The sequence below is a fragment of the Oceanobacillus iheyensis HTE831 genome, from assembly GCF_000011245.1.
In the GTDB taxonomy this organism is placed as follows: Bacteria; Bacillota; Bacilli; order Bacillales; family Amphibacillaceae; genus Oceanobacillus; species Oceanobacillus iheyensis.
In genome coordinates, this window is the sequence record NC_004193.1 from 3,478,276 (window position 1) to 3,501,218 (window position 22,943).

Sequence of the window (22,943 nt, forward strand, 5' to 3'; positions counted from 1 at the left end):
TCTAACTTTCTTCTCCTTCTATATCTTGTTCTAAATTCTGCGCATTAATAACCAGTTTCAAACCTCTTGGCTTTTTATTACCAGCTCCTGGAATTATGATTGATAGAGCTGTTATATCGTCAGAAAAATCAAGAGTTTGTCTATTGTTACTATTTAAAGGTTCATACTTTTTATTTAATCGGTATACTAAAAGCAATGGGGTATCACATTGTTCTGAATTCTTTCTAATATCTTCTTTCGATTCTGTTAGTAGTGGATCAGCACCAAAATCAGCTACAAAGTCATCGGGATTTCTTAATACTCCAATAGATGCCATTTCTTTGCCGTCATCTGTTTTTATTAACTCACCTTTTACGGAACGATTTGCTTTTAATAAATGTTTACCATCTACTTTCCAAGTTTTATCACTTTCTTTTTCCACACACTTACCCACTGCAGCCACGTTCCAAGATAAAAATCTATTATCTTCACACCATTTTCTAATTGCCTTGAGATTATTAAAAGCAGCTGTTCTTGAATTAAATTGAAACTTCTCTAAGTAATCACTAAACACCCGGTCTAACGCTACAGATTCCCAAAATACAGCTCTGTTCAGATAATTATTTTGAGATCGCCCAAGATCAGCAAAAAACTCTTCAGTCAAATCTATATTATGTTTAAGTATTTTAGAATCATTTGTAAAATTAATATCCTGCGGTTTATAGCCGGTAAAATTAATTTCAGTTTCTTGAGCAGCTTGTGATCGATTTTTTCCAGTGATTCTCATAAAATTATAATCTGGGGAGTTGGTAACTTCCATTCCGTATTCTTTTGGAGTTTTATCACCAATGTTATAATTTTTTATAATCTTTCTTAAATTTTCATCTACTTGTACAAGAAATCTAAACCTTTCCAAACTCTCATTAGACATCCATATCCTCGGTATTAATTCATACCCAATTCTATATCCAAACCATCTTCCCATTTGCATTAACGTATCTGCAATTTTAGTTGTACGTATGAAGTAAGTTGAGATTAATCCTTCTAAAGTCAGTCCGCGTGACAAAGTAGCACCACCTATGACTATAAAGCCTGGAGCTTTGTCCATTGACTTTAATTGACTATGATTCGGGTATGCTAACCTATAGCTTTCATTATCTATAACCAGGTTATGTTTACTATTATCTACGCATAAATGAATACCGCTAGAGAATTCTCTTTCTTCATCAAAAAGTTTTATGCTGTCTAACGATTCTTTATAAATATATTCCAGCTCTGGTATCAAATCACTAAAGTCAATATTGGGTATATCAATAGTTATTTCTTTTTCATACTCTGGTAATATCTTCAAGAAGTCTTTTTTACTTAATTTATTTTTTTCGTTATTAAATTGAATTTCACACTTTTTAAGGAATTTTTCTTTTGTAATATCATTGAACCAATCTACTATAAGCCTTTTAACTGATTCATGGTCTGTAATCTTTTGTGAAGTATGTATTAACATGGAAACAGGTTTTTTATAATTGGCATTCCTTAAAATAGACAATCCGTTAACGAACCATAATAAAGCAGATTCCAAATGATAAGGTAATGAGCTTAATTCCTCAACTTCTCTAATTTCTTTTATCTCATCCCGATTAATTAGATTAACTATATCTAAGCTATTATCTGATTCCGTATCTTCTGGATGGCCATAAATTTGTTTTGGTCCTATATACAATGGTGATGGCTCTAAACTATGAATAAAATGATGAGGAAATAAGCTTTTAAACTCGTTTTCATTTAGAATATTAGCATAAGGAGTAGCCGTATAAGCTACATAATTCATGGCTCCAAAACTTTCTCCTTCATTAGCGAAGTTTACTATATCAATTAGACGTTTGTTTATTGTTGATCTGTCAAAATCTTCATCTGAAGCAAAATCCATTAATTTAGTGTTTATACCTGCTTGATCAGATTCATCATCGATAATCAGCACATTTAATTTTTTCATTTTTTCTTTATCTTTTTTTAACCATGTAATCAGTCCTGCTAAATGATTAGTGTTCTTTAATACTACAGTAAAATACTTATCTGATCTTAAATTATCCTCTAGTTTTAACCTTGCTAATTCATGACTTCGATTCTTATTATAAATGTTAGTAATACTTTCCCAGTAAGACCCATCGACATTGTCATCACTATTTAAATCATCAATTAGTCTTTCTTCTGTCTGCTTTTTTAAATTGCTTATCATGCCGCTCATTATGATGAAGAAATTAAAACCATGGTCACTTGCTGCAGCCATTAACCCTGCCATACTTGCAGTTTTACCAGACTGAACATTACCTACTACAAGTCCTTTTCTAATATCTTCCAGTGATCTTCTCTTAGTATTGAGCCTTTTCAAAATCCAGTCGGTTGATTCTTCCAAATTTGATATTGATTCGTCCGACCAACCTTTATTTTTTTTAAGGTGCAACTTATATTTGTACCAATTAGACCCTTTGCTCTTTTGCACTTTCAACTCATTAATTGATATATCATCATTTGTAATACCGTAACTTGTTTTCGCTTTCCATTCTAAAGTGCTTTTCTCATTTTGCAGTTTATAACTCTTATAAACTTTCATATATTCATCTTTTGTTGTACCTTCCTCTAATTGACCGCTATTAATATGTACATCTATCAACATTTGAAGATCTAAACCTGGGCTGCCAAGACATTTAATTTCTTCCCAATTTACTTGCTCATTGAGATTCTGCTTTTCAAACAATCTATTCAAAAGAGTTATAATTGAATTTTTTTTTGATTCGGAAATTTCCATTATTGCACCTCTTGTTTTTTATTAGTTTTTTAAATTTAAAACACTTACTGAACCAAATTAACAGTATATATGGACTATCTTACAAGGGTATTTATTATTAAATATTATTAATTTAACAAATTTATAATACTATTATACTAATATTTTTAATTGTATTCAAAACAAATTAGAAAAAAAAGGAAAAAGTTTTAAATTATACTTTAACAGGAAAAGAAAAAATAAAGGAGTTATAACATGAGCGATATAATGACAAAACAACAAAGAAGCAATAATATGAAAGCAATAAAATCTGTTTCAAAATTGGAATCTATAGTTTCAAAAAAACTTTGGGCAAGAGGCTTTCGCTTTAGGAGAAACACACAAAACTTATTCGGAAAACCTGATATCTCAATAAAAAAATATAAGATAGTTATATTTATTGACTCTTGTTTTTGGCACCAATGTCCTTTGCATGCTAATATGCCAAAAAGCCATACAGACTATTGGGAAAAAAAACTTGAGCGTAATAAAGAGCGTGATCAAGAAGTTAATAATTATTATAGTGACAAAGGATGGTATTTAAAAAGAATTTGGGAGCATGAAATTAAAAATGACATAGATAAAGTTATTCAAGATACTGCAGAATTTATAACTCTAGCTCAAACAGAATTTAGATAATACCAGCCTGTTTGTCAGTTTTATTAATAACTATTCCTTTATTACTATTTCCTATTTATTTAAGTAGTTATTTAATTTTTTTGCTATTTTAATATCGACACTTTCACCTATCTTATTAATATCCTGTGTAATTAATTTGATGATTTGTATATAGTTTTAAAACTTGAATAAATCACCTAGAAACATCTCCTGCATTAAAACTCCGAAAACTTCAATAATACGTCTCGGTGGGTGATCTATCTTACCAAAAACAAAAAACCGAGCGACTTTCATTCACATTGAAATGCCGCTCGGTTTTACTTTTTATGTAGGGGGATCTACTTCTGTTTACGATACATCCATCCTAAACCAATAAGGGTGATTACAAAAACACCAATCGATATTACTATAGACGTCCTGACCACTTCAAGAATATATTCAAACAAAGTGCTTTCTATATAAATTCTAGTGTTCCCTTCACCTCTCTGTACTAACTTATCTCTTTTTATAAATAGAAAACTAAAATAAAAACCAACAATAAGTCCATAAAATAATGCCTTCACTAAACTTCTTTCATTTTTCCTGAAAAAGTGAAGCATAAAATAACTACTCTCCTTTCAGAAAATAAACTTTTACATAACTCTACCCAACTACATCCTCCACCAACACTTCCATAAACTTCTCCTGCTCTTCCACAAACGGAGAATGCGCCGAGTGCTCAAATGTGTACATCTGTTTCGAAGGAGCTTCAATCCTTTCGTAAAATCGCTTCGCTTCCTTATAAGAGGTTTGATAATCATACACACCATGGACAATAAATACTGGAATATCAAAGGAAGGAGCCTTTTCCGCCGCATCTGCATTGGCCAATGTCTCGCCTAAGGCGTCATAACTACCGAAGATCCCTTTTAGTATGTTCAGACGATCATTCCAGGTATAATGCTTGCACGCGATGATATCCTTCACCCCTTCTAAACTGGAGTATCCCTCTCGCTTCGTACCGCCGCCATATTTATTTAGATATCTGCTGAGTAATTTGCGATACTCCTGACTCTTATAGTAGTCTTTAGTGAATTTGACCGAACGAATATGTTTTTCAGCGATCTTATCTTCCCGTTCAATCGCTGTCTCCAGTAAGAAATCATACGTGTCTCGATTCGACTCATAATGTCTTCCTAGCTGACCGACCCCAATGTACGCCAGGAAATGCTCCGGTTGTCGACTTGCCATGATACTGCCAACCAACGAGCCCCAAGAGTGTCCGCATAAGTAAATTTTGTCTTGATTAAATTTCTTTTTTAGATAGCGTACGATTTCAAAGCCATCAGCTACAATTCTCTCTAAGGTTAACTCCCCTTGGGTAGACGCATTATAGGACAAACCCGTACCTCTTTGTTCCCAATAACACACGGTAAAATGATCCGCCCACGCAAGCCCTGCTTGTTTCACATTCGCATACTGCGGAAATCCCGGTCCCCCATGCACAAAAAGCAGAACAGGGTTATTAAGATCCGTGGACTCGATGAACATCCCGCTTATATGCCCATCTGTATCTATATATTCTTTTGTTACATGAACATTCTGGTCTGCTGTCTTCAACTAATTTTCCCCCTAAATGAATAAGACTCTTATACACGTTTATTTGTACTTCTATTCCTATTATGCCCGCAACTCAAACTAACAAACTATTGCGATATTTAATTAGGAGAAATCGTTCACAGCATCTCCAGATAATGTTCGGTTCCTTCTTCAAGGCTTTCCATCAATTCAGCATAGACATCCGTTGTAGCTTCTGAGCGATCACCATTTACAAATAGCGAATCACGCAACCCTGCAGTCAGCTCTAGCTGCACTCCTTCTCCTAACCGCGTATCATTGACAATATTTTCTTCACTCATCCCTGATATGTGACTGGGTGCATCTTCAACAGCGAAACCTTTATCTTGAAGCGCTTCACGAATCGCTTCCCTATATACTTCATTTCTCCCACCAAGGAATATCATCGGTTCTTCTCCTTGGTATCCATGAATAGATAAGGCACTTGTAGATTCTTGAACCATATTTCTCCCTATTGGCTCGTCAAAACGTATAGATTCGATATGCAGAATCATGTTGCCCGTCGGCTTAATTCCTTCAAAAAGATAATAAGAAAGATCCATCCTGTTTGCCAAGCCTTTTGCTACCTCTGAAGTTCCCGGCTCAATCCCTCCACCATGAATAGCAATCACCGTAATGTCGCTATCCCGCTGCGAATAATTAATCTCATAGTCTTCATTCTGTTCTTCATGTTCCTTTAGTTCTTCATACGAACCATAGTTTGAAGTTAAATATGCTCCTCCGTACAAAAATAAAAATAAGAAGGCGGGGACGAATACGATATACATATATCTATTATATTTTCTCACAGTAATCTCCTTGTTAATTTCTAATTTTTTCCATTATAACAAGAAAAAGGAGAATGTTCCTTATCTATTTGAATGTTGTTTTATACAAAAATATGTTGTTGATTTGAATGGGTAAATGTAATAGGTTGGGGAAATGTTTTTTACTAGTTTATAAGGTGAAAAATAGATTCGGGAAAATCTAATTATTCTTTTAAAAGTAAAAAAGCACCGCTATATTATCTTTTTTCCTTTTTCTTTTCTGCCACAATACCATATGTCATTAACACAATAACACTTACTATAGAGAGAGTAATAGGGCTGTAGGTAATCGTTCCTTCCAGAAGATAAAATAAAACAAAAAAGAATAGTATAGCGAACACGGAGTATATTGCTCCAAGTTTAATCAGATTAATATTTTTAAAGTCTTTCATCCCAATCCTCCTCCGCTACTTCTCACTACCCTTTTGGTACGACCACATCTTTTACATTTATAGATAAGAGCAAATTTAATTTCGTCATCCATCCCCACATGTTCAAACCTATGCCACCCAGCCCTGCATAATATATTCTTCTCTTTACCATAGATTAGACTGGCAACCAAGATTATGCCTATCCCAATTATTATTGTTATATAATCAATATAGTAAATGCTTACACTCTCAGTTGATTTAACAATAAATAGAGCAACTCCGATGAAAACCAGAGAATAGCCAATTAAATAAAATTTATCTTTCATTTAATCCCTTCTTTTAAATATAGGTTTTCTTTCACTGGGTGGTTTCAGTTGTTAAAAGTCTCTCCAGGAGTTTTGTAACATTATTAATTCACCCTCCAGTGGTTCTTGCACTGTTCTTTAGATATCCCGACATATCTAAATTTAGATAGTTATATTTGCCGGTTTCCCACTATTCGTCTTCTTTTAATTTCTTAATTATAAAAAATATTCCCAAATTTAACTATATAAAACATACTAATCTATGTACGAAATAGGAATAGAGTTACAGAAAGAATCACGATTTTTACAGAGTTTCTAATTTGCGAGGAGATATCCTACTTTCATTTGAAACAAGAAAAAGAACATCTTAAAAAATTGTTGTTTTACTGTGATAAATTCCCACAACAAGTAACAATAAAAAGGGTGTACAATAGGAATAGCGTAAGAGGAGGTCCATGCATGTCTTTTTATGAGTTACTCGTATTTATCCATATATTTTCTGCCATTTTAGGTATGGGGCCAGGGTTTGTCATGACAGTGATTGTTAAAAATGCTGGCAATATGACAGAGCTTCGTCATGCATTTGTTATTCGAAATACATTACATAGATTTTCCATGGTTGGCGGAACTATATTACTTCTTACTGGGGTTTGGATGGGCTTCCTTCATCCATATTTATTCACACAAGGATGGTATGTGGTAAGTCTTTGCTTATTTTTAATCGCAGTAGCATTTGGACCATTCGTATTATCTCCAAGATCCAAGCCAATAAAGGAGCTTCTAAAAAACTCTGAGGAAGAGGCAATACCAGAGCACTATTACTCACTATCTTCTAAGCTATTCTTTTTTGAACATATGATTAATATTCTTTTCATCACGATTATTACATTAATGATCTTAAAACCGTTTTAGCAGTATAGGAATTTATATAAAAAGCAAGACGATGCGAGTAGGTGGTTGTTTATGAAATCTATAAAAAAAGCATTTTTACTAATCATAGGCTCTATTTCGTTAGGACTTGGTGTATTAGGGATAATATTGCCATTATTACCGACAACACCATTACTTTTACTTTCAGCTGCTTGTTATATCCGCAGTTCGGATAAATTATATCAATGGCTAATCACGAACAAATACGTCGGATCCTATATATTAAATTATCGCTCAGGAAAAGGAATACCACTAAAAGCGAAGATTATTGGTGTTAGTCTATTGTGGATTTCAATACTTTATACCATTATTTTTGTTGTTCCTTTAGTAATCGTGAAAATTCTTTTATTCCTAATCGCTTCTTATTTTACCTGGTTTATTTTAAAACAGAAAACCTTTCGGGAAATAGGCAATTGATATAAAGAGTACAGATTAATGAATATCATCACCTTCGTAAATTACAGTTTTCTTTTTCGTTATAATTGGGTAGAATAAAAGTAAATACTCATACAATATAAAAAACCGTCTGGTACTCGAACACCAAACGGTTTGCAATAGCTAAGGCTCCCTGCAAGGGGGTCAGCATAAGGTAGAAGTAATCCACCAGAGCCGTTAACTCAAGGGTGGATCATTTTTTTGGTTAAATGACAGTACTGCAACAATCAAACTTGAAAAAGCTACAGCAAACATAAGCGTTTCGAAAACTGTCATACAGCACCACTCTTGAGAAATCCGATACTATCGCTAATTAGACCTCTTTAACTCCCGCTCGCTCTAACTTACCATCAATCTCACTAATATAAGCGTTATACTCCTCGACCTTTTCTCGGAGCACCCGCTTATGTTCCAGTAAAATCCCCTCTAGACTCTCATCATTAAAGTGATTCACATCGATATTTTGTTTAATTTTACGAATCGGTACATTCAGCCTTCTTAAGCAGGCAATCAGCTTGATTAACTCGATATTCTGCTCATTATATACGCGATTATTTTGATCATCTCGCTCGATATTTTTTATCAGACCGTGCTTCTCATAATATCTTAGTTTACTTTTGGATATATTAACTTCCTGCGATACAAATTCAATATCATATTGCTTCATAAGCATTTCACTTCCTTTAAACCATAGTTTAAGCGATACAATGCAAATATACAAAAGTTAAGGAGGTCCATACCATGAAAAAAGTACTAATCGCAGTGACAAGTGTCGCAAAATATCCAAATCTTGAACGCCCTACCGGATTATGGTTAGGAGAAGCTGTACATTTTGCTGATGAAATGTACAACAAAGGGTACGAAATTGACTACGTAAGCCCTGAAGGCGGCTATACACCGATTGATCCAGAAAGCTTAAAACCTGATTTCATGAGTGATTTAGATTGGAAATATTATCAAGATAAATCCTTTATGAACAAATTAGGTAATACGTTGAAACCATCGGAAATTAACGCTGAAGATTACGAAGTGATTTATTATGCAGGTGGCCATGGAGTTATCTGGGACTTTAAAGACAATCAAGAGCTTCAAACAATCTCTAGCCAAATTTACAATTCCGATGGCATCGTATCATCTGTATGTCACGGCGCTATCGGCTTACTGAATATTCCTGGTAGCGACAAGGCTTACTTGATTGACGGTAAAAATGTCACTGGCTTCACCAATAGTGAAGAGGAAGCAGTAGGTTTAGCTGACCATGTCCCTTATCTAACGGAAGATGCGTTGAAAGAAAAAGGCGCCAATTTCAAAGGCGAAGCAGACTGGTCTTCCTTTGCAGTTGTTGACGAACGCTTAGTGACCGGACAAAACCCGCAATCCGGGAAAGCTGTAGCCGAGCAGGTATTGCGTATTTTAAATGCTAAATAAGTGTACGGAGAAAACATGGGTGGTATGTGATATCACTCATGTTTATTATGTGTGATTTTGACCTGGGTGATTTTCTAAATCCACCCACATCATATTTATTTAAAATTTAAGTTAGTAATTACATTGTTTCGCCTGTGATATAATACCTATAAATGATTTTTTCTTATACAATCTAAAATGAGTAAACGAGGTAGAGCATGATGGATCGTCGTATAAAAAAAACGAGAAATGAAATAAAACATGCATTATTGGAACTTTCCTCTAAAAAAGGAATAAACCAAGTAAGCGTACAAAATATTGTTGACCATGCAAATATAAATCGAGCTACATTTTATTATCACTATAAGGACAAAAAAGATTTAGTGGATAAGATTGAAGAAGAAACACTTGAAGGATTAATACAAGAAATCCGGCTACCCGATGACCAAATCAAGACTTTTGAAGACATTGTTTATCATTCTATACTTGCGTCACTAGAACATGTGAAAAATTGTGAAGATGTTTATACGATTTTATTAAGTGATAATGGCATCATGAATTTCCGCTCAAAAATGTTAGATACGATTAAAAAATCAATTAGAGAGAGTTTTGAACCGCTGGAAAAGAAAAACATAAAAATCATCAATGATAAATCGTATCTAGTAAATTTCATTGCCGGGGCACATTTATCCGTCATCATTGATTGGGTAAATACCGGCTTAGATAAAGAACCAACATCATTAGCTAAACAAATGGCTAGTATCCTAACTGAAGGCGTAAAGGTGAAATTTCACTAATCCAAACCTGCAACGATAAACCTAACCGAAAAAATGTATAATGGAGCTTTTTTTAATTTCCAAACTGGCGAATCGAAAGCTTTATTAACCTGAGGTACGGTTCCATGCAGAAATATCGTGGTGGATTTATTAAGTACGGCAAACCTTCAAATGCCTCTAACAACAAAGTATAGGACCATCCTCCAACAAGGATAGCCCTACTATTTTCTAATATAGTTATGTCTTCATTCAAAGCTACGAATAAATTCTGTAAGGATTAAACCCCTGTTGGGCTCACAAGAATTTTTGCTTGGCTCTTATCATTTGTAAGGGCGTGGAAGCCTTCTTCGATAATATCATCCAAACCGATTTTTTTAGTGATGATCGGTTTAAGATCCAGCTGTCCTGATTCCACCATAGCAATAACGTCTTTATACACATCTCTGTAACCGATAGTTGCAAGAATGTTTATTTCTTTTAAGTTCGCCTGCAAAAGATTTACTTTGATCGGTTCTGGAATAATGGACACAATGACAAGTTGTCCGCCTTTAGCAAGTGAATCAATTGCACTGTTCACAGTCGCTTCAGCTCCTGCACAATCAAATGCGATAGTAACGCCACTTCCTGTTTCAGCATATATCTTTTCTGCCGCATTCTCTTCTATCGCATTAATAACCGTAGTTGCGCCAAGCTTTTGAGCCATCTCAAGACGCTCATTGGAAACATCAATCGCATAAATACGAGACGCACCAGCTGCCTTCGCACATAGAATCGCCGTAAGACCAATTGGGCCAACACCAAAGACCGCTACCGTATCGCCTGCTTTCATATTGCTTAATTTAAGCGCGTGGAAAGACACAGCTGTAGGCTCAATTGCTGTAGCTTCTTCAAACGATATATTATCTGGAAGCTTGTGAACCATATGTGGATCAACAATTGCATACTCAGCAAAAGCACCGTCAGATTGTAAGCCAACAAAGCCATTGTGTTCACACAAGTTGTAGTTTCCTCGTACACAATTCTCACACTTGCCACACTTAATAGCCGGCTCAATCGCTACACGATCTCCAACAGATAAACCGCTTACACCTTCACCAATTTCATGAATTACACCAGAAAACTCATGCCCAAGCGTCAATGGTGCCATTTCACCAGTTACAGGATGAGGTTCGCCAACTTGAACGACTCCCTCAGCGCCGTGATAAGCATGCAGGTCACTTCCACAAATGCCTGTCCATGCTACTTTTATTTTAACCTTTCCAGGTTTAATTATAGGTTCTTCCTTATTCTCTACACGAATATCGTGTTTACCATACCAAACTGCTGCCTTCATAATACTAAATACCCCCTATATAGATTTTGTATAGTGATAAATGAAAACCCTTTCTCCATTCATCTCTATGCGTATATAATTTTAAAACGATTAACATCGCATCACAACCAACAGAACGCCTCTATTTGTATCATTTCATACAATTAGCAGCTATTTGTTTGAAATTTTGGTTAGTAATTTTCTGTTAATGATCATTTACGGGAGAGCTATGGGTGATTTTTTATTATACGATTTAATATGATACTGTAATTGATTATTAGCTGGGAAGTATTGATAAGAGAATGGAGTGACAAGTCTATAATATTAAACAGGAGGTTCTGTTTACGCTACTTCAGCGGATGAAGAGTTTAGCCCTAATTAAAAAAGTGAAGCTGTATTTTGCTTCACTTGTGGTGTTTGATATAGAACCTCATTTACTTATGGTACGGTTCCCACCTAATAATCCGAAAGCTCCGATAAACCTGCTCCAACAATACCAAACGCATCCGGGCAAATATGAGATAGAATTCGCTCGCCTTCTTTACGTTTCATTTCTTCCGTTTCCGCTTCGCTCATCGTCTCTGGTGCTTTTTCATCTGCTACTTATATATCGACACCTTCGCGTATGCATTTAAGACTTTTTTATATTCATCAATACCTTGTTTTAAGTACTTTTCCTTTAACTTCCCAACCGCCACAATCGTTATATTCGTATAGATCTTCCTTTACGTCTCATTTTTTAATTTACCATATCACAATTAAATAATTTAAATCGCTTAAGATGACGTTGAAAATATTTTTCACAACTTCTTCCTCTCTAATCGCAACTATGTATTATACTCAAGTTAGTCTTACATCAAAGAATGAGGTGTTGAATTGAAGCTAAATGAATATATGGCTAACACATTTCCGAATTTAGAACTCAGACCGGCTCTATTTTACAGTTGGGATATTGGTATTCGTTTTGAATTAGGAGTGAACTATGATTCCGATAATGTCTATTACAATTGTCCGTACCTTATCGGCGTCTATCATAGAGCAATTACTTTATTTAATACGTTACATTTACCTGATGATGACCTTTATGTCGTAGTCGATGTAGATGACTTTGCAGACAGCACGGCCTTTGAAAAGAGGTATAACGTCTTTTCAAAATATGTGAAACAAAAGTCTAAATTATATACATTACAGCAAATTACACTCCCTTATATTTATCCAGTGGGTAATGAAGATAGAGACTATAAAACGCATCGATTTTATCTAAAGTGCAAGACAGCTGACATTAAATATATTCAAATGATAAAGGCAATTTGTAATCAAGACATGGGAATGAAGCCAAATATTTTTCATCGCATCTATTTTATTAATATCCGCACCAACACTATTTTTCATATTTATGATGATAGAGGTTGTGATGTTATAGCGGTCAAGCCTAAAACGATAGAACATGTATATAAAGGTTACAACGATTGGATTTTAGATTATGACAGAGCTGAAATTGAGAAGGTATTTAATAGAGAGTAGATTACTAGACTAAAACTTGTTTCACCTGCGTATATGGTCAACTGTTCATTTGTCCCCAAGGAAAAGTTAGGCAGCTATCGGCATATAGTTGCCTAATCAATCTATGTTTCCTCTTCTAACCACCAACCACAAAAATATTCCAAACTATTTCGCAACTTCCCCGCCCCCAACCGCATCTATATATTATACTCAAATTAAATAAATCCACCGAACACACACCACGACCGACTTGCCACCACATACAAAAAGAAAGGGGGAGTGACTCGATTGCATCTTATCGCGCGTTTAAAACAGAGAGACGAAGACGCATTAATCGAAGTGATGAATACCTATGGCGATTACTTATTACGAACGGCCTACCTGCTCGTCAAAGACCATCAGTTGGCGGAAGAAGCTGTACAAGATACATTTATCACCGCTTTTGAGAAGATTCATCAGCTCGAGGATGCCGCAAAGCTCAAGAGTTGGCTAACGACGATCATCATCAATCGCTGCCGCTCCTATATGCGAAAAAACAGCTGGAAGAACCTCCTGCCAACGATCGATTTTAACCTGTTCCAATTGTTTAAAGAAGATACATCTGCTGGTAATCCAGAAGACTTTCTCCTTCAGTGGGAAGGGAATCAACAACTGAGCGCTGCGATTCAACAATTGGATTATAAATACCGTGAAGTCATTACGCTCTTTTACTATAACGAAATGAAAATTACCCAAATCGCGCTACATACCCATGCCAATGAAAATACAGTGAAATCCAAGTTAAAGCGTGCGCGAACACTATTAAAAGATATCTTACTGAAAGGAGAGGAATCCGATGAAGCGACAACAGCAAACCATAAAACAACAGCTCGATAATGAATTAGAACAACTCACGTTTACCAAACAAGCGGTTATCATCCACCATGTCCAAAAACAAACATGGAAACAAAAATGCGCTGCCATCTGGAATAAGGAAATCGAGGTTCCTCTCATTCCTGTCACTTCGGTCAGTCTTGTCGTACTATTATCGGTAGGAATTGCTTTTTCTGGCGATTCGGACTCCACTCCGGAAAACACCCATTCCTATGAAACGATTAAGGTGGGTGGAAATGTGTACATAAAGGAAGATTTCGAGGAGCTGGTGATGCAATATGAAGATTAAAATGAAAGTGAAACATCTGACACTAATCATTACGAGTGTGGTATTTCTCACCTTATTAACGTTTTTCGTTATCCTTCCGCAATATCAATTATATAGTGCTGAAAAACAAGCCAATGCAGATGCACCTAATAGTAAGGCAGCGATCCTTCAGATTCTTGAAGATGATCATATTTTTGAAAAGCAGAAATGGCGTATTATCGGTGAGTATATGCTACAAGATGAACCTGGTCACGAGACATATGATATCGTTATTGCACCTTCGTTCACACAAGTAAATGAAGGGAAAACGCACCTTACTTTTACGGAAGAAGAGATGTTTCCACATGTGAAAACGTATGTAGAAGAAGGGCCGATTGATGAGAACCTTGTTTCCGCAACCATACAGCTTGCTTCCTACTACGAGTCTCGAGGAGAGCTGGATCAAGCGAGACACGTTTTCGAACGTACAATAACACGAATATCGTCTAGCAACACTAGTTACCTATTTTTAGAGGAAGAAGTATATCTATCGCTTATCGACTTCATGATGAGACAAGTGAACTATGAAGAAGCAACACAACGATTAACAGACATCAGTGAACAAATGAATGTAGAGAATTACTATATACAAGCAAAAGTTAGAGAAAAACAAGCGGAAATAGCCATACAGCTAGGTGACACCGAAAAGGCGCATGATATCGCCACACGTACGTTAACTGAATACGAGGAAAAAGAACAGGCAGAAAAAGAAGCAACCTCGAATACGGAAGTCTACACGACGGATGTCCATGAATCGTTAATGGCCATGAAAGAGAGACTCGAGAATCAATCCGATGAACCAAATACGATTAAAGGCAGAGTCGTCTATAGCGATGGTACGCCAGCTGCGAATGTTGGGGTTATTTTAAAACATGAATCGAACATTCATTATAGCGGACTGAGCGATGAACCTTATAAACAACAGACCGATGATGACGGATACTATGAATTTGCCAATATTGATGCAGGAAGCTATCAAATGGTGCTTGGGTTTTCTTTTGAGCAAATTGATGGGTGGACTTACCCGGCAGAAATGGATGACTGGATTGATGTCGAAGTTGGTGATAAAGTTGCCTACAATATTGAACTGCAACCATTAATGGATATTTACTCACCAGTCAACCAAGAGACGATAAAAGATGGGCATATACTTTTTTCCTGGGATTCGGTCGAGGAAGCTGCTTATTACCAACTTAGTCTAGCCATTGATCTTGATGGTGAAGGATCGATTAGTACTATCTTTCGGTCACAGATTACCGATTCACAACTGGAAGTCCCTGTCGAAGAACTATATAGTCACACGGTCGGTATATCATTTTCTGGAGAGGATACCGATACAGTGGATCCAATATCTTTGTTGGCTTTATCCAATACGGAGAATCGCTTTTCTTGGGCGGTAGAAGCCTATGATGCAGACGGTAACTTAATTACAGAAAGCAACGGATATCGCCTAGGAGAAGAAACCATCGGAAACCTGCCATTCTTTTACCTTAAAGAAAGAAGTATGACCGAGGCAGATCAGTTACTGCTAGATAAGAAACTGGACAAAGCGCTAGAGACATATAAAGCCAATTACAAAGCCAATCCTGATGATATGCACAGCTTACGAATGATTACTAGACTCATTGGATTGAATCGATTCGATGAAGATTCAAATGAAATCGAGAGTGAAGAAGCAATTCCATATTTGATTAAATTAGCTGAGCAAACAAACAGCTCCGATGCCCTATCCAGACTGGTGGAGTACTATTATGAGCTGGGTGAGTGGGATATGCTCGAGCATTGGTATGCATTGTACGCTACGAACGTGGACGAGAGCGACCACTATATGAAGGGGATATACGCTACCACCTTAATGAAACAAGGAAAATTAGATGCAGCGAAAGATACATTTGCAGCAATCATGGAAGAACGCGGGAATAATGATCTGGTTGGATACTGGCTCGCTATTGAACTATACGAAGGAACAAACTTCACGAACATCTTAGATATCGCAAAAACACATCCAGAACGCCCCTTTGCGGAGGCAAAAGTTGATTGGACCAGGATGATTCAAGCAATGAAAAAAGAAAGTGTTGATTTTGAAGGCTATCGTGATGAGATAGAGCACGTCCTTGATTTATTTTTCCAAGAGGAATATGAAGAACTAGAACAGTGGAGAGAAACTACGGATATGGGCGCTTTGGAGACGTTTATGGAATCTCTGTTGGAAGTGGAGTAAAAGGTAAAAGAAAAGAAGCGCGTTGCTTCTGTTGTTTTCAATAGAAACAAAGTAGAGAATACTAATGTTAGATAATTCATATTGTATATAGTATTATTTAAAAAACCGTCTAGTGAGTGAACACCAAACGGTTAAATACAATAGCCCTTCAAGAGAGCGACTCTCCAATCAGAGTAAGATGAAAATAACCACCTTAATTAGCTGGCCAGGCTAGGGTGGTTATTTTTTATGAATAAATGACAGAATCGCAACATACTTTGTCCAATATTTCAGAAGGTCGGTGTTTAATAACCCTACCTACTAGTTATTTGGTAATTTTTTTCGTTTCTTTATTTTTGAAATAAATAATAGAATACCAGCTATTCCGATTAGAGGAAAGATAAAATACAAGGGTTCATTAGTTTCAAAGTATAGTAACGGTCCAGAAACAATAGGAGCTATACCTACAATAAGTAGAAAAATGATTAACATAATTAAAGGTTCTTGTTTTTTTGACATGATGCTTCACCTCTTTAATCAAATTTACATGTTTTAAATTGTACTATATAAAGATATTTAGATAAGTAAATTAATAAAAGAGATCCTTCAACGCTATTCACTATCCATTCGTAACAGTTGTCTAAACCCAAAATGAAGACGGTCGTCTTTAAACTGCAATAAGTGCTCAGTCCCATGCATCGCTATGGTAACATCACTTTTCCCCACAGGGCGGGTTGGAATTTCCGTTCCTAAATAATCTATAAAAATAGCTTCATCCTTTTCATAGACTTTGATCGTTTGTCCCTCATTAGAATGATACGTACCGATAATTGCTTGGCGATCTGCTTCAGAGAGCATATAATCGTCATACTCGATTGCTTTTTTATCAGGCTCAATATCCATCTCGCTTTGTATTGCCCCTTTTAACAGCGCTTCAGCAGGAGCACCAGCAATGTTCGTCAAACAAACACCAACAATATCCTTCTCAGGCAATACGGAAAACTGCGCTGACACACCTTTAATTCCTCCACCATGTTCAATGAGTGTTGTGCCAAAAAAATCAGGGTTAATGATGACACCGTAACCATAATATAGGCCTGGCTCTACTTCAATATGCTGAGAAGTTAAGTCATCAAGGCTTTCCGGAGTTAAAATACCATTGCCCTCATTCAAAAAGACATCTCCAAACCGAAGCATATCAGCAGCAGTTGACTTTACATAACCGGCTGCCCACATCGCAGGCGCATCCCACCAACCAGGCGAGTGTTCCACTGCTGGTGTCTCAGCAAGCGGGTTAACGCTATACAGACTCGTTGCTCGATTATTCAATCGCTCTGGATCAAAAAAACTACTTTTCATACCAAGTGGCTGGAAGATATTAGCCTCTATATAGTGTGCATACGACTGCCCGCTAACACGTTCAATAATAATGCCAAGAAGAGCGTAGCCATCATTTGAATAGCTGAATGAACGCCCAGGACGGTCAATCGGGTCAATTTGAATCGTATTTAGATAGTTTATAAGATCATCGTACGTATCAATGCTATCTTGTCCAGGATCAAGCGGGACACCGAGCTTAATTTGAAAATCGAAGGAACCATCTTCCTCCATTGATTGCTTATTCGCGTAAAAAAGTGTGTTTAACGGGGGAATGCCGGCTGTATGTGTCATTAGATGGTGAAGTGTTATATCTTCACTCCCTCTAAACGTAATCTCAGGAAGATATGTTTTAATGGTGTCGTGGACAGATAGTTTGCCGGCTTCTTGCAGTTGAAGTATGGCGATGCAGGTCATAGACTTCGTAATACTTCCAATTCCAAAAATAGTGTCCGCTGTAACAGGTAATTCATTTTCTCGATCTCGGTAACCGAACCCTTTTTCATACCGTTGATGGTTTAATGCGACTATTGCTCCTGGGGTTTGATGAGCTTTTATAAGCGATTCCGCAAACTCTTCGTACTTTATTTTATCCAAGGTTAGATCCCTCCCTATTAAGTTAACTAATTATACGTTTTAATAGTCGAATAGTTTCAAGAAAATTATGAAGATAAACCCTATAGTTGTTAGGCTCTAATTACTGCCTAATTTGTTGAAATTAGAAAACGTCTAGCACATAATCTAAATAATGTGACAGAACAGTACTCAATCCACATTTTAGGTGTTGCACTTAATATTACAATTCGTCATGATTAAATGATAGATTCGCCACATGTTGAAGATTGAAAAGTAGAATGCAATTCAGTCAAAACCTTTAATTCACTTTCTTTAAAACAACTCCTGTTATCATTTCTCTACTTTAAACAAAACAACGTTACTGCTTGATAGAATTTTCCATCCAAACCCTTAAATGAATAAAAGGGGGAGCAAATTAAAGAGCTGATATTCTTTTTTTATTTTGACTCAATTGAGATAATTAGTTAACCTCAATTGAAAAAGGAGATGGCATTATATGAATTTGACCCTTTTAGTAGTAACATTATTACTTGTCTTAATTTCCAATTTTAGTATTATCGTTATCTTAAAAAATAAAATAGAGAAAACTATTCTCAATTTCCTTAGCAGTATCGTGATATTGCCTGGAATTCCGCTATTTTGGTTAATGGTCTATACTAATTTACCTTCTAATGATTTTTTATCTTTTTATTTTCCTTTGCTTATTACAGTGTACTTGATTTTAATGTTTACAATTAGGTTAATGAAGCTGATAAAGAGGGATAAGTTGATTTCTTAAAAGGAAAGGAATGATTTTATGAGCGCAATGACGGAAACATCAAAAAATAGGTTGTCTCTAACTGGGACAATTATGCAATTAATAGTCCTTTTGATTATTTCACCATTGGTTACAAATTGGTATAGTGATAATGTTCCATTATACTTTATATTTATAGGGATAATTACAATAAGCAATGTTGTTATTGAAAAATTCTCTATAAGCAAAAAAGGTAATAACACACAAAATTATATGTTACTTTTTCTAATGATTACAATACCAATAAACTTAATTCTAATAATATTTATACAATCTATTTCATAATGTTAATTTTATTTTAATGAGGTTACAGACTTCATACAGTCTAACTGTAGTAAATAATTCTATCAATAGCCTCTTTTTCCGTTCAAATAAATAGTATAATATAAGCACTTGTTGCATAATTTACAACCAATCGCTTAATGGTTTAGAATCCTTGATAGGCTTATTCCTATCAAGGTCTATTTTCCTTCACTTCTTCAAACCATAAATCAAAATAAAGTCAACAGCAAACTACATTTTTTCTAAAACATCACTGGTGGCATTATTTATAGAAATATTCCCTTATTTATGACCAAGAAACTCACAAAATATTTTTCTCAGTTCCTCGAAATAATATAACATTCCAATCATTCGTTTTATCTACCAAAATAACCGTATTAATCCTCTTAATCCTCTTTTAACATTTGATCATCAACTTCCTCCAGATACCTTTCTGTATCTAAATGAGATTCTATAAGGTTATCTAAAAATTCAATGCTTACCTCTCTATTCTCTTCATATATGTGAACTTTAGCACCCGCCTCTAACAGTAACTTTACTATTTTTTTCATTTTTAACAATTCATCAGTTTCTAATAGATTATACGATAAGATGAAATCATTATTATTAAGTGATTCTTTTATTTCAGATATACTTTTATTAGTATTTTTTCTTAAGATAGAAATGTACTTGACCTCATTAGCATCTTTTTCTATTTGTATATGCATCTTAGCCATTTAGATGTCTCCCTCCTTAAATTAAAAATCATCAATGGCGGACTATTCTTCCAATTACCTCCATGCCAACCAACCTCTTAAATGCTCATTTGGTGTAGCTGGATTAATTTCCCCCTTTATTCGCTAGATGCGTATATTGTGAAGCACTGTAGGAATAGTATCCTTGTACTATTTCCCCATCTACTTTAGGTTTCTTACCTTTCAAAATATCATTCAATTGTTCTTGATACCAGAAATCGGCTACTCCTGCAGACCTGTGTTTTGTAAATTTTTTATTCTATGTATATTGTTCATACTCAGTTTTTCTAATAGTCCGATTCTCTATTTTTGGTAAAGTTTTTATTGGTATCATGAAGATGAGATTGAAAATAATTAAAATCTACATACAAGAGCCGTAATCTTAATTTAATTAAGATTACGGCTCTTGTTACATTTTTGCATCTCCTAAGATAACACATATAATTAGAATCTCTCTCCATTGATCTCTTGTCATAAATCAATTGTACAGTCGATAAAACCAGTTTATCCCTTTAAAAACTCTACACTTATTCTATCTATTTTCATTTCAACATATTTCCCTATCAATTCAGGGTAATCAGAAAAGTATTCATCCTCATCATTAAAGATTATACCTGCATCAATCGAATCTTTTTGTAACAAACCTCGTATATAATACTCATAACCAAATCCAATACGTTCTAATTCTTTCTTTTCTACCTTTGTTTCACTAATAATTAATTCATCTAGTATAGTAAATCCTACTGAAACAGGATAAGTTTTACCTAATTCAATTTCATAAGGACAAATAAAAGCAAATCCAGTAAATTCAATACCTTTGATTTCAAGAGTAACTTCTTCCTCAATTTGGGAATTTAATCTTTTAACAAGAGCTTTATACATATTGTTATATCCTTTCATCTTATTTTAAGGGGTTTATTACTGGTATGTTATCACCGTTTATCGTTTTCCAAATCTTTTTGCCACTTTGCGTATGATATGTAGTAATATCACCTTTATTATTAGTACCTACAAATTCAAACTTTGCTTTACCATTTTTGTTATTACCCATAAATTTAATATACCCTATCCTTATTTCACCTTTGTATTCATAACTCACTTTTATACCTTTATTAATGACCTCTTTAGCGCCTTTAAGATACTCATCGGCATTCTTATATAGGCCACCAAACTCTTTTCCATGCTTATCAAAATGTCCCTCAAGTTTATCACGATCTGCAAAATCAGAGTGTTTTTGTCCCGTAGTCTTATTAACATCAACGCTACCACTCTTCTTCGCAGGAACCTCACCCTTACTATTCACTTTAAAGCCATCATATTCCTTCACTAGCTTGCCAGCTTTTCCAAATTTCCCGATTGGTAATAAGAAAAACCCAGCCATCGCCTTCTCGCCAACTGTTGCTTCATTATCTACTAGTGTCTTCAAGTCATCCAAGAACAGAAAGTCCACTGCGGCTTTTCCACCGGCTTCAATCGTTCTTCTAGTATATCTCCCAAAAAATGATACTCCATGACAGCATCATGATCCATGAAGGAGCGAACCCTTTTTTCCCTCTTGCAACGTTAAGTAACTTAGATTTTAGAACTTAAAAAGAGCATTCTCAAATAAGAATACCCTCTTAAGCAATTATAATGTTTTTAAAAGTTCTCAAACTTAATTAGTTCGATACTTCAGACATTCAATTCTTTGAATAACTTTTCTGCTCTATGCATTTCAGCTAATAAAGCATTGGTATAGTCGCTGAAACTATCTAAGTATGCTCTAACACCACCATCTATATTAATATTCTGTATTTCTTTATTTCCCTCAAGAATTTTTAAAGCTTTTAAATATCTTTGATGAAGCTCTTCTAAAATACCATTAGTTATATCATAATCTTTTTCTAGTATATTAATTACAATTACTATTTGTTGTATTAATTCCTTTTTTGTTTCCAACTTTTCCACCTCATTATTTACTAGGGATATCGTATACTTCCTTCACCCATTCTTCCGGCCACCCATATGGTAGAAGAACTTGATCTCCATCTCCTTGTAAAACAGTTCCTGCTTTTGTTTTCTGTTTTTCAACTCTTCCAATATTTAATTTTGTCCCTTTAGGAACCTCTATTAATGCCTCATATTGTCTAGTATTTTTCCAATTCGGTAATAAAGCACTGTCTAACTTGGCATTAATTCTATTACCAGCGGTTTCCGTAGTCGCAAAAGCACCTCCGGACTTAGCTTTCCCTCCAAATGATCTATATAAGTATAATGGTTCATTAGTAATTACAGTTCGATAGTTACTGTCTTTAAACGATTCAATTAGCCAGTCATCAATATTTTGTTTCTCAACTAATGTAACTTTACCATCAATTTTCGTTGAATACTCTCCGAAATCGATTTTCTTAGAAAATGCTTTATTCCTATCATCATTTGAACTCCGACTACTCCCCCCACTTCGAGGAGTATCCGTCTTAACTAAATGATAAGGAAATGCATTATATTCATAAATGTTTAGCCATCACATTACATGTAAAAATAAAGCCACATTTTAAATAGTTTAATAGCCGAAATCCTCTGTAACATAAGATTACGGCTATAAGGAAAATTAATTATTCTTCTTTAAGATCAATAATAAATTCCTCTCCAAAGGTAATACTTGCAATTTGTTTTTCATCACTTAAAATCTTTAATATATTATCAACTTTTTTAATTTCATATACATTTTTTAAATCTGCGTAAAAAATATCTTTACCTTTATATTTTAAAAATAAACTAACTTGTTGTTCATAAGTCCGAATATAAATACTTAAACTGAACTCTATTATACTACTAGTATATAATAGTTCTCCATCATCTTTATTACCAGTTAAACTTTCTCCTTCACTATTAAATAATTCTAATAAATCTATTTCCTCAAATTTTACGAACAT

24 protein-coding genes and 1 pseudogene are annotated in these 22,943 nt (G+C 35.0%); 9 read left to right on the plus strand and 16 right to left on the minus strand.

Going from position 1 to position 22,943, the window contains the following annotated elements:
- Position 1 precedes the first annotated feature (1 nt).
- The gene (locus OB_RS17020) at positions 2-2,785 is read right to left on the minus strand and encodes a Z1 domain-containing protein (protein ID WP_011067738.1); all 2,784 of its coding nucleotides are present in this window, start codon (positions 2,783-2,785) and stop codon (positions 2-4) included.
- A gap of 234 nt (positions 2,786-3,019) precedes the next feature.
- Between OB_RS17020 and OB_RS17025 the strand changes: the two genes are divergently transcribed.
- Positions 3,020-3,442 (plus strand): very short patch repair endonuclease, encoded by a 423-nt coding sequence (locus tag OB_RS17025; RefSeq protein ID WP_011067739.1) that lies wholly within the window; start codon positions 3,020-3,022, stop codon positions 3,440-3,442.
- A 621-nt stretch (positions 3,443-4,063) separates the two neighbouring features.
- Here OB_RS17025 and OB_RS17035 read toward each other — a convergent pair.
- The 4 genes from OB_RS17035 to OB_RS17050 form a co-directional block, all read right to left on the minus strand.
- A complete protein-coding gene (locus OB_RS17035; protein WP_011067741.1) occupies positions 4,064-5,020 on the minus strand; it encodes an alpha/beta fold hydrolase in 957 nt (318 codons plus the stop codon).
- Positions 5,021-5,136: 116 nt separating this feature from the next.
- Positions 5,137-5,826 carry a poly-gamma-glutamate hydrolase family protein gene (locus OB_RS17040; RefSeq protein WP_011067742.1) on the minus strand — a complete coding sequence of 230 codons (690 nt, stop codon included), beginning with the start codon at positions 5,824-5,826 and terminating at the stop codon, positions 5,137-5,139.
- A 215-nt stretch (positions 5,827-6,041) separates the two neighbouring features.
- Positions 6,042-6,236 (minus strand): hypothetical protein, encoded by a 195-nt coding sequence (locus OB_RS17045; RefSeq protein WP_011067743.1) that lies wholly within the window; start codon positions 6,234-6,236, stop codon positions 6,042-6,044.
- The gene (locus tag OB_RS17050; protein WP_011067744.1) at positions 6,233-6,541 is read right to left on the minus strand and encodes a hypothetical protein; all 309 of its coding nucleotides are present in this window, start codon (positions 6,539-6,541) and stop codon (positions 6,233-6,235) included. The genes OB_RS17045 and OB_RS17050 overlap by 4 nt, the downstream gene beginning before the upstream one ends.
- A 438-nt stretch (positions 6,542-6,979) precedes the next feature.
- Here OB_RS17050 and OB_RS17055 point away from each other — a divergent pair, with 438 nt between their 5' ends.
- Positions 6,980-7,432 (plus strand): DUF2269 domain-containing protein, encoded by a 453-nt coding sequence (locus OB_RS17055; protein ID WP_011067745.1) that lies wholly within the window; start codon positions 6,980-6,982, stop codon positions 7,430-7,432.
- A gap of 51 nt (positions 7,433-7,483) precedes the next feature.
- The gene (locus OB_RS17060) at positions 7,484-7,867 is read left to right on the plus strand and encodes a YbaN family protein (protein WP_011067746.1); all 384 of its coding nucleotides are present in this window, start codon (positions 7,484-7,486) and stop codon (positions 7,865-7,867) included.
- A gap of 331 nt (positions 7,868-8,198) precedes the next feature.
- Here the strand turns inward: OB_RS17060 and OB_RS17065 are convergent, their stop codons facing one another.
- Complete coding sequence (locus OB_RS17065; RefSeq protein ID WP_011067747.1) at positions 8,199-8,552, minus strand: MerR family transcriptional regulator; 354 nt, start codon at positions 8,550-8,552, stop codon at positions 8,199-8,201.
- A 74-nt stretch (positions 8,553-8,626) separates the two neighbouring features.
- Between OB_RS17065 and OB_RS17070 the strand changes: the two genes are divergently transcribed.
- Both OB_RS17070 and OB_RS17075 read left to right on the plus strand, forming a co-directional pair.
- Entirely contained in the window at positions 8,627-9,313 is a 687-nt protein-coding gene (locus OB_RS17070; RefSeq protein ID WP_011067748.1) for a type 1 glutamine amidotransferase domain-containing protein, read from the plus strand.
- A 197-nt stretch (positions 9,314-9,510) separates the two neighbouring features.
- Positions 9,511-10,089: a TetR/AcrR family transcriptional regulator gene (locus OB_RS17075; RefSeq protein WP_041544376.1), complete on the plus strand. Its 579-nt coding sequence runs from the start codon at positions 9,511-9,513 to the stop codon at positions 10,087-10,089.
- Between the two features lie 256 nt (positions 10,090-10,345).
- Here the strand turns inward: OB_RS17075 and OB_RS17080 are convergent, their stop codons facing one another.
- From OB_RS17080 to OB_RS18915, 3 genes and pseudogenes are all read right to left on the minus strand, one after another.
- Positions 10,346-11,401 (minus strand): 2,3-butanediol dehydrogenase, encoded by a 1,056-nt coding sequence (locus OB_RS17080; protein WP_011067750.1) that lies wholly within the window; start codon positions 11,399-11,401, stop codon positions 10,346-10,348.
- 413 nt (positions 11,402-11,814) lie between these two features.
- Positions 11,815-11,886, minus strand: a complete 72-nt coding sequence (locus OB_RS18910; RefSeq protein WP_407938097.1) for a 23S rRNA (pseudouridine(1915)-N(3))-methyltransferase RlmH — start codon at positions 11,884-11,886, stop codon at positions 11,815-11,817.
- Positions 11,882-12,099, minus strand: a pseudogene (locus OB_RS18915) (23S rRNA (pseudouridine(1915)-N(3))-methyltransferase RlmH); the annotation flags it as partial. The gene OB_RS18910 and the pseudogene OB_RS18915, both read right to left, overlap by 5 nt.
- Before the next feature lie 157 nt (positions 12,100-12,256).
- Here OB_RS18915 and OB_RS17090 point away from each other — a divergent pair.
- From OB_RS17090 to OB_RS17105, 4 genes are all read left to right on the plus strand, one after another.
- Entirely contained in the window at positions 12,257-12,904 is a 648-nt protein-coding gene (locus OB_RS17090; protein ID WP_011067752.1) for a DUF3885 domain-containing protein, read from the plus strand.
- 258 nt (positions 12,905-13,162) lie between these two features.
- Positions 13,163-13,759 (plus strand): RNA polymerase sigma factor, encoded by a 597-nt coding sequence (locus OB_RS17095; protein ID WP_407938090.1) that lies wholly within the window; start codon positions 13,163-13,165, stop codon positions 13,757-13,759.
- Positions 13,719-14,045 (plus strand): hypothetical protein, encoded by a 327-nt coding sequence (locus OB_RS17100; RefSeq protein WP_011067754.1) that lies wholly within the window; start codon positions 13,719-13,721, stop codon positions 14,043-14,045. Before OB_RS17095 ends, OB_RS17100 begins: the two co-directional genes overlap by 41 nt.
- Positions 14,035-16,284 (plus strand): carboxypeptidase regulatory-like domain-containing protein, encoded by a 2,250-nt coding sequence (locus OB_RS17105; RefSeq protein ID WP_011067755.1) that lies wholly within the window; start codon positions 14,035-14,037, stop codon positions 16,282-16,284. The genes OB_RS17100 and OB_RS17105 overlap by 11 nt, the downstream gene beginning before the upstream one ends.
- A 300-nt stretch (positions 16,285-16,584) precedes the next feature.
- Here the strand turns inward: OB_RS17105 and OB_RS17110 are convergent, their stop codons facing one another.
- The 7 genes from OB_RS17110 to OB_RS17150 all read right to left on the minus strand — a co-directional run bounded on the left by OB_RS17110 (position 16,585) and on the right by OB_RS17150 (position 22,943).
- The gene (locus tag OB_RS17110; RefSeq protein WP_011067756.1) at positions 16,585-16,782 is read right to left on the minus strand and encodes a hypothetical protein; all 198 of its coding nucleotides are present in this window, start codon (positions 16,780-16,782) and stop codon (positions 16,585-16,587) included.
- A 93-nt stretch (positions 16,783-16,875) separates the two neighbouring features.
- Positions 16,876-18,237 (minus strand): serine hydrolase domain-containing protein, encoded by a 1,362-nt coding sequence (locus OB_RS17115; protein ID WP_011067757.1) that lies wholly within the window; start codon positions 18,235-18,237, stop codon positions 16,876-16,878.
- 1,443 nt (positions 18,238-19,680) lie between these two features.
- A complete protein-coding gene (locus OB_RS17130) occupies positions 19,681-20,010 on the minus strand; it encodes a hypothetical protein (RefSeq protein ID WP_011067759.1) in 330 nt (109 codons plus the stop codon).
- A gap of 522 nt (positions 20,011-20,532) precedes the next feature.
- Positions 20,533-20,910 (minus strand): hypothetical protein, encoded by a 378-nt coding sequence (locus OB_RS17135; RefSeq protein WP_011067760.1) that lies wholly within the window; start codon positions 20,908-20,910, stop codon positions 20,533-20,535.
- Between the two features lie 19 nt (positions 20,911-20,929).
- On the minus strand, positions 20,930-21,463 hold the full coding sequence (locus tag OB_RS17140; protein ID WP_152023727.1) for a hypothetical protein: 534 nt from the start codon (positions 21,461-21,463) through the stop codon (positions 20,930-20,932).
- 236 nt (positions 21,464-21,699) lie between these two features.
- Positions 21,700-21,966 carry a hypothetical protein gene (locus OB_RS17145; RefSeq protein ID WP_011067762.1) on the minus strand — a complete coding sequence of 89 codons (267 nt, stop codon included), beginning with the start codon at positions 21,964-21,966 and terminating at the stop codon, positions 21,700-21,702.
- Positions 21,967-22,622: 656 nt separating this feature from the next.
- Positions 22,623-22,943, minus strand: a complete 321-nt coding sequence (locus tag OB_RS17150; protein WP_011067763.1) for a hypothetical protein — start codon at positions 22,941-22,943, stop codon at positions 22,623-22,625.

What these genes read in the sequence shown, in the direction of transcription:
- OB_RS17065 (WP_011067747.1), bottom strand. Translation starts at nt 8,552, where the DNA reads ATGAAGCAATATGATATTGAATTTGTATCGCAGGAAGTTAATATATCC.
- OB_RS17130 (WP_011067759.1), bottom strand. Translation starts at nt 20,010, where the DNA reads ATGGCTAAGATGCATATACAAATAGAAAAAGATGCTAATGAGGTCAAG.
- OB_RS17105 (WP_011067755.1), top strand. Translation starts at nt 14,035, where the DNA reads ATGAAGATTAAAATGAAAGTGAAACATCTGACACTAATCATTACGAGT.
- OB_RS17100 (WP_011067754.1), top strand. Translation starts at nt 13,719, where the DNA reads ATGAAGCGACAACAGCAAACCATAAAACAACAGCTCGATAATGAATTA.
- OB_RS17110 (WP_011067756.1), bottom strand. Translation starts at nt 16,782, where the DNA reads ATGTCAAAAAAACAAGAACCTTTAATTATGTTAATCATTTTTCTACTT.
- OB_RS17075 (WP_041544376.1), top strand. Translation starts at nt 9,511, where the DNA reads ATGATGGATCGTCGTATAAAAAAAACGAGAAATGAAATAAAACATGCA.
- OB_RS17080 (WP_011067750.1), bottom strand. Translation starts at nt 11,401, where the DNA reads ATGAAGGCAGCAGTTTGGTATGGTAAACACGATATTCGTGTAGAGAAT.
- OB_RS17055 (WP_011067745.1), top strand. Translation starts at nt 6,980, where the DNA reads ATGTCTTTTTATGAGTTACTCGTATTTATCCATATATTTTCTGCCATT.
- OB_RS17150 (WP_011067763.1), bottom strand. Translation starts at nt 22,943, where the DNA reads ATGTTCGTAAAATTTGAGGAAATAGATTTATTAGAATTATTTAATAGT.
- OB_RS17070 (WP_011067748.1), top strand. Translation starts at nt 8,627, where the DNA reads ATGAAAAAAGTACTAATCGCAGTGACAAGTGTCGCAAAATATCCAAAT.
- OB_RS17045 (WP_011067743.1), bottom strand. Translation starts at nt 6,236, where the DNA reads ATGAAAGACTTTAAAAATATTAATCTGATTAAACTTGGAGCAATATAC.
- OB_RS17020 (WP_011067738.1), bottom strand. Translation starts at nt 2,785, where the DNA reads ATGGAAATTTCCGAATCAAAAAAAAATTCAATTATAACTCTTTTGAAT.
- OB_RS17135 (WP_011067760.1), bottom strand. Translation starts at nt 20,910, where the DNA reads ATGTATAAAGCTCTTGTTAAAAGATTAAATTCCCAAATTGAGGAAGAA.
- OB_RS17025 (WP_011067739.1), top strand. Translation starts at nt 3,020, where the DNA reads ATGAGCGATATAATGACAAAACAACAAAGAAGCAATAATATGAAAGCA.
- OB_RS17060 (WP_011067746.1), top strand. Translation starts at nt 7,484, where the DNA reads ATGAAATCTATAAAAAAAGCATTTTTACTAATCATAGGCTCTATTTCG.
- OB_RS17050 (WP_011067744.1), bottom strand. Translation starts at nt 6,541, where the DNA reads ATGAAAGATAAATTTTATTTAATTGGCTATTCTCTGGTTTTCATCGGA.